8 protein-coding genes and 1 pseudogene are annotated in these 6229 nt (G+C 74.3%); 4 read left to right on the top strand and 5 right to left on the bottom strand.

What is annotated here, in order from left to right:
• A pseudogene (locus tag JNK30_RS15100) lies at positions 1-214 on the top strand (TerC family protein); the annotation flags it as partial.
• 394 nt (positions 215-608) lie between these two features.
• Here JNK30_RS15100 and JNK30_RS15105 read toward each other — a convergent pair.
• Entirely contained in the window at positions 609-2762 is a 2154-nt protein-coding gene (locus JNK30_RS15105; protein ID WP_293483352.1) for a primosomal protein N', read from the bottom strand.
• A 67-nt stretch (positions 2763-2829) separates the two neighbouring features.
• On the opposite strand from JNK30_RS15105, the gene fsa reads away from it, so the two are divergent.
• The 3 genes from fsa to JNK30_RS15120 are packed head-to-tail and all read left to right on the top strand — an operon-like array spanning position 2830 to position 5089.
• Positions 2830-3483 carry a fructose-6-phosphate aldolase gene (fsa, locus tag JNK30_RS15110; RefSeq protein WP_293483354.1) on the top strand — a complete coding sequence of 218 codons (654 nt, stop codon included), beginning with the start codon at positions 2830-2832 and terminating at the stop codon, positions 3481-3483.
• A gap of 14 nt (positions 3484-3497) precedes the next feature.
• Positions 3498-4178 (top strand): DUF484 family protein, encoded by a 681-nt coding sequence (locus JNK30_RS15115; protein WP_293483356.1) that lies wholly within the window; start codon positions 3498-3500, stop codon positions 4176-4178.
• Positions 4163-5089, top strand: coding sequence for a tyrosine recombinase XerC (locus JNK30_RS15120; RefSeq protein ID WP_293483358.1), 927 nt, complete (start codon positions 4163-4165; stop codon positions 5087-5089). The genes JNK30_RS15115 and JNK30_RS15120 overlap by 16 nt, the downstream gene beginning before the upstream one ends.
• Positions 5090-5096: 7 nt before the next feature.
• Here the strand turns inward: JNK30_RS15120 and JNK30_RS15125 are convergent, their stop codons facing one another.
• The 4 genes from JNK30_RS15125 to JNK30_RS15140 all read right to left on the bottom strand — a co-directional run.
• Entirely contained in the window at positions 5097-5381 is a 285-nt protein-coding gene (locus JNK30_RS15125; RefSeq protein ID WP_293483359.1) for a hypothetical protein, read from the bottom strand.
• Positions 5378-5620 (bottom strand): hypothetical protein, encoded by a 243-nt coding sequence (locus tag JNK30_RS15130; protein ID WP_293483360.1) that lies wholly within the window; start codon positions 5618-5620, stop codon positions 5378-5380. The genes JNK30_RS15125 and JNK30_RS15130 overlap by 4 nt, the downstream gene beginning before the upstream one ends.
• Before the next feature lie 86 nt (positions 5621-5706).
• Positions 5707-6147, bottom strand: a complete 441-nt coding sequence (locus JNK30_RS15135) for a GNAT family N-acetyltransferase (RefSeq protein ID WP_293483362.1) — start codon at positions 6145-6147, stop codon at positions 5707-5709.
• On the bottom strand, positions 6129-6229 hold a 101-nt coding region (locus tag JNK30_RS15140), incomplete at its 5' end, for a hypothetical protein (protein ID WP_293483364.1). The genes JNK30_RS15135 and JNK30_RS15140, both read right to left, overlap by 19 nt.

Consider the following 6229-nt stretch of genomic DNA (forward strand, 5'->3'; position numbering starts at 1 on the left):
GCTGGCCAACTTCATCAACAACAACCCCACCGTCGTGATGCTGGCGCTGGGCTTCCTGCTGATGATCGGCGCGGTCCTGATCGCCGACGGCTTCGGGATGCACGTGCCCAAGGGCTACATCTACGCCGCCATGGCCTTCTCGGCGGGGGTCGAGGCCCTCAACATGCTCGCGCGGCGGAAGAAGCCCACGGCCGAGGACAAGGTCCTGCACTGACCGCGACCCGGGGGGGATCGCTGGCGCCTTCTCCTCCCGGGCTGTCATCCCGGTTTCCGCGCAGCGGAAGACCGGGGCGCGGCGGCGCCGCTGCGGGCCGTCCCCGCCATCGGGCGCGTATGGGTCCCGGTTTTCGCCTGCGGCGAAACCGGGATGACAGGGTTGGGGGGTTCACACGCCTCCCACAGTCCTCCCCCGGGCTGTCATCCCGGTTTCCGCGAAGCGGAAGACCGGGACCCATAGACTCCGTGGGTCCGGATAGGACGCGGCGGCGCCGCCCGCGGGCCGTCCCCGCCATCGGGCGCGTATGGGTCCCGGTTTTCGCCTGCGGCGAAACCGGGATGACAGGGTTGGGGGGTTCACGCGGACGCGCCTTCCACCGGCCCCCCCACCGCTACAGGAAGCTGTAGGGGTCGATGTCGATCGCGACGCGCACCTGGCCCGGCGGCTTCACGCGGGCGCGCCACGCCGCCATGTAGGCCGACAGGTCCACCCCCCTGTCGGCGCGGACCAGGAACCGCTTGCGCCGCCGGCCGCGCACCAGCCCCAGCGGGGCGTCGGCCGGGCCGTAGACCTCGACGCCCGGCGTGTTGGGGGCGACCTCGGCCATGCCGCGCACGAAGGCGTCCAGCTGGGCGGCGTCGGGGCCCGAGGCGATCACCGCGGCCAGCCGGCCGAAGGGCGGCAGGCCCGCCAGCTCCCGCTCGGCCATCTCGGCGGCCACGAAGGCGTCGCGGTCCTGCGCCTTCAGCGCCTGCATCACGGCGTGCTCGGGGGCGTAGGTCTGGAGCAGCGCGCGGCCGGGCCGGTCCTTGCGGCCCGCCCGCCCCGTGGCCTGGGCCAGCAGCTGGTAGGTCCGCTCGGCCGCCCGCAGATCGCCGCCGCGCAGGCCGAGGTCGGCGTCGACCACGCCCACGAGGGTGAGCTTGGGGAAGTTGTGGCCCTTGGCGGCGGCCTGGGTCGCCACCAGGATGTCGATGTCCCCCGCCGCCATCGCCTCCACCAGCCGCCGGGCCTCGCGCGCGTCGAACACCGTGTCCGAGGAGAAGACCGCGATCCGCGCCTCCGGGAACAGCGCCCGCGCCTCCTCCTCCACGCGCTCCACGCCGGGGCCGATGGAGGCGAGGCTGTCCTTCGCCCCGCAGTGGGGGCAGGCCGCCGGCTTCGGCATGGAGAACCCGGTCAGGTGGCAAACCAGCCGGCCCGTGTAGCGGTGTTCCACCAGCCAGGAGTCGGTGTCGGGCGCGGTCATCCGCTCGCCGCAGGCCTTGCAGAGCACCAGCGGCGCGTAGCCCCGGCGGTTCAGGAACAGCAGCGTCTGCTCGCCGCGCTCCCAGGTCTCGGCCATGGCGCGCACCAGCGGCGGGGAGAGCCAGCGGCCGCTCTCGGGCGGAGTCTCGCGCAGGTCGACCAGCTCGATGTCCGGCAGCCGCGCCGTCCCGTGCCGGGCGGACAGCCGCAGCCAGCGGTAACGGCCCGTCTCGGCGTTGCGCAGGCTCTCCAGCGACGGGGTCGCCGAAGCGAGCACCACGGCCGCGTCCTCGATCCGGCCGCGCACCACGGCGAGGTCGCGGGCGTGGTAGATGAAGCCGTCCTCCTGCTTGAACGAACCGTCGTGCTCCTCGTCGACCACGATCAGCTTCAGGCGGCGGAACGGCAGGAACAGCGCCGAGCGGGCGCCCACCACGATGCGGCAGCCGCCGTCGGCGACGCCTTCCCACACCCGCCGCCGGGCAGGCGGCGCGACGTCCGAGTGCCACTCGCCGGGCGCCGCGCCGAAGCGCGCCGTGACCCGGGCGATCACGGCCTGGGTGAGCGCGATCTCGGGCAGCAGGATCAGCACCTGGGCCTCGGGATCGGCCGCCAGCGCCGCGGCGGCGGCCTCCAGGTAGACCTCGGTCTTGCCCGAGCCCGTGACGCCGTCGAGCAGGGTGACGCCGAAGCCGCCGAGCGACGACGACAGCGCTGAGGCCGCCGCCGCCTGGCTGTCGCTCAGCGCCGCGCCCCGCCGCGTCAGGTCCGGCGGCTGGAAGCCTGCGGCGGGGACCACGTGGTCGAGCGCCAGGACGCCCTCGTCGATCAGCCCCTTCACGACGCCCGCCCCGACGCCGGCCGCCCGCGCCAGGTCTGCCGGGGGCATGGGCGCCGTCGCCGCCGCGAGCACCTTCGACCGGGCGGGCGTCGGCCGCGCCGGGGCCGCGCCGGTGGCCCGGACCACGCGCTGGGGCCGCGCCTTCGGCGCGCGCGCGCCGCGCAGCGCGATGGCCAGCGGCTGGCCGGGCGCGTCCACGGCGTAGCGCGCGGCCCACTGCACGAACTCCAGCGTCCCCGGCGGCAGCGGCGGCTCGTCCAGCCGCTCGGCCACCGGCTTCAGCGGCCGGTTCCCGCCCGCCGCCTCGCGCAGGTCGGTGACCACGCCGCGGATCAGCCGCGGCCCCAGGGGCACGGCCACCTGGTCGCCCGCCGCCAGCCCCATGCCCTCCGGCTCGGCGTAGTCGAACGCCTCGGGGAGCGGCATCGGGATCAGGACGGAGGCGATTCGGCTCATCGGCGCGGGCGGTTTGATCCCGAGCCCTTCGCAGCTACAAGCGGCCGGAACAAGAGATTGGGACACGATGCAGCTCTTCCTCGACACCACGGACACCGCCGTCCTGAAGGACCTCGCCGCCACGGGCCTCGTGGACGGCGTCACCACCAATCCCTCCCTGATCGCCAAAAGCGGACGCAACATGCTGGAGGTGATCGGCGAGATCTGCGCGATCGTCCCCGGTCCGGTCTCGGCCGAGGTGGCGGCCATGGACACCGCGGGCATGCTCGCCGAGGGCCGCAAGCTGGCGGGCGTCGCCTCCAACGTCGTCGTCAAGGTGCCGCTCACCCGCGAGGGGCTGACCGCCACCGCAGAGTTCGCGGCCGAGGGCATCCAGACGAACGTGACGCTGTGCTTCTCGGCGGCCCAGGCCCTGCTGGCGGCCAAGGCGGGGGCCACCTTCATCAGCCCGTTCATCGGCCGGCTCGACGATCACGGCGCCGACGGCATGGACCTGATCACCGAGATCCGCGCCATCTACGACAACTACAGCTTCGACACCGAGATCCTGGCCGCGTCGATCCGCACGCCGGCGCACGTGACCCAGGCGGCCCTGGCCGGCGCGGACTGCGCCACCATCCCGCCCGACGTCTTCCAGGCGCTCTTCAAGCATCCGTTAACCGAACGCGGGCTCCAACAGTTCATGGCTGACTGGGCCAAGACCGGTCAGTCCATCCTGTAGAGGCTTGAGGTGACATGGACGGGTCGCAGGGGGAACTGTTCGCAAGCCACCCGGTGGACCCGTCCGCCGTCCGCCGTTTCCTGGCGGACAACCCCGACTTCCTGAAGGCCGACGCCGGCCTGCTGGCCGAGCTGGGCCTCACGGTCGCCAGCTCCAATGTGGTCGAGTTCGCGCCCCTGGCGCGCGTGCACGCCGCCCACCAGGAAGAGGCCAAGCAGCGCCAGCTTCTCGAGGAGGTGGCGCGGGCCAACTTCAACGCCCAGGCCCAGACCCACGGCGCCGTCGTCGACCTGCTCGACGCGCGCAACAACTCCGACCTCGCGCGCCGGGTGGACGAGCTGGCCCGAGCCCGGTTCGGGCTGGCCGCCGGGGTGATCGCGCTCGAGTGCGAGGGCCTGCCGCCCGCCGGCTGGCGCGGCCTCGTCCCGGGTCAGGTCGACCTCATCCTCGACGGCCCGCACCGCCTCGCCCGCATGGGGTTCGCGCCGACGGCGCTGGGCCTCTTCGGCGACGACGCCGGCGACATCGCCTCCATGGCCATGGTCCGAATGGCGATCTGGGAGCCGGCGCGGCAGGGCCTGCTGGCCTTCGGATCCCACGATCCCGAGGGGTTCACGCCCGAGATGGGCAGCGAGCTGGTCGCCTTCCTCGCCCGGGTCGTGGAGCGCACGGCCGAGCGATGGCCGCTGCTCTGAGCGCGAGCCAGGCCCGGGACGCCTGGCTGCAGCACCTGGCGCACGAGCGCCGCGCCTCGCCGCGCACGCTGGAGGCCTACGGCTTCGCCGCCGCGCGCTACCTGGCCTTCCTCGAGCGGCACCGCGGCGAGCCGCCCTCGGTCGCCGACATGGCCGGCGTCACCCCCGCGGAGGTCCGCGCCTGGCTCGCCCACCTGCGCAGCGGCGATCGCCCGTTGTCGCCGCGCTCGCTCAGCCAGTCGCTGTCGGCCATCCGGACCTTCCACCGCTTCCTCGACCGGCGCCTCGGCGCGCCCAACGCCGCGATCGCCCTGGTGCGCGGCCCGCGCGTGAAGCCGGGCGCCCCGCGGCCGGTGACCGAGGACCAGGCGGCGGGCCTGCTGGCCGAGCCGGCGCTCGATCCCGACCGCGAGGGTTGGGAGGCCGCGCGCGACGAGGCCGTGCTCACGCTCCTCTACGGCTGCGGCCTGCGGATCTCGGAGGCGCTCGGGCTGAAGCGGTCGGACGCCCCGCTGCCGGAAACCCTGCGCATCACCGGCAAGGGCGGCAAGACCCGGCTGGTCCCGGTGCTGCCCGCGGTGCGCGCCGCGGTGGACGGCTATCTCGCCGAGGTCCCCTTCGTGCTGGACCCGGACGGCCCGCTGTTCCGCGCCCGGCGCGGCGGGGCGCTCAGCCCGCGCCACGTGCAGGCCACGGTCCAGGTCCTGCGCAGCCGCCTCGGCCTGCCGGCCAGCGCCACGCCGCACGCCCTGCGCCACTCGTTCGCCACGCACCTGCTGGGCGCCGGCGCCGACCTGCGCTCGATCCAGGAGCTGCTGGGCCATGCGTCGCTCTCGACGACGCAGCGCTACACCGAGGTGGACGCGGCGGCCCTGCTGGGCGCCTACAACGCCGCCCACCCGCACGCCTGAGGGGCCGTCAGTCGGCGATGCGCGCCACGTGGTTCGGGCCGCCGTCCATGGTGCGCATCAGCAGGCACGGCCGCGTCCGCTTCTCGACCTCGCGCACCGGGATCCGGCTGCCCGTGATCAGGATCCGCTCCACGCGGGTCCGCTGGTCGGTGTCGGAGACGTAGTAGGGCGCGGGGCGGCAGCGGATGGGGGCGTGGTCCACGTCCCGGGCCGCGGGGCGGACGGGCGGCGGCTGCGGCGGGGGCAGCGTCGCCGGGGTCAGGGCCAGGACGAGGACGGCCAGGACGCTCATCGGCTCCCGCCCAGCAGGCAGGGCTCGCCCATCGGCATCTCGATCAGCTTCTTGACCCGCTCGTTCGGGTCCGGCCGGTAGAGCAGGGCGCGCTCGTGGGAAACCTGCAGGCGCCCGGCGTCCGTACAAAGCCGCTTCGGCGCCCTGGCGCCCGGGTCCAGAAGGGTCTGCGCGGCCACGGCCGGGCGCGCGTCCGGGGCGAGGCTCATGGCGGCGGCGGCGACGATCGTGACGAGCATTGCGGCCTCCCATTACGCAACCTCGCCAAGCTGCCACCGGTCGGCGGATGCGCCAAGTTACGCTTCGGTCACCTAACGCGCGGCCGTCAGCCGATGACGTAGCGCAGCCAGGCGACCCCGCCGTCCTCGCCCGCCTCGGTGCAGCGGAACCCCTCGCGCAGGTAGAACGCCTGGGCGCCGCGGTTGGCGGTCTGGCACTTCAGCTGCAGCCGGCCCCCGGCGGCCGCGATCACGTAATCAAGCAGCGCCTTGCCCACGCCGCGCCCGCGCGCGTCCACATAGAGCGAGTGCAGGAACGCCTGCGGCCGGTAGAGCGCGGCGAGGCCCAGGAGGCGGCCGTCCTCGACGGCCACGAAGACCTCCTCCTCGCGGGCCGCCGCCAGGAAGTCCTCGGCCCTGTGCCGGTCCTTCGGCAGCCAGGTGAACGTCTCCTGCAGCACGCGCACGTAGAGCTCCGCGCAGGCCGCCAGTTCCTCCGGCCGCGCCCTGCGGATCGTCAGGCCCTGGCTCAGGCCTGCATCGTCCACCCTTCGACTCCCATCGAGGCCTGCCGTACGGCCTCCGAGCGCGTCGGGTGCGGGTGGCAGGTGCGGGCGATGTCCTCGGACG

Origin of the sequence: Phenylobacterium sp., from assembly GCF_016793225.1 — a bacterium.
Taxonomy (GTDB): domain Bacteria; phylum Pseudomonadota; class Alphaproteobacteria; order Caulobacterales; family Caulobacteraceae; genus Phenylobacterium.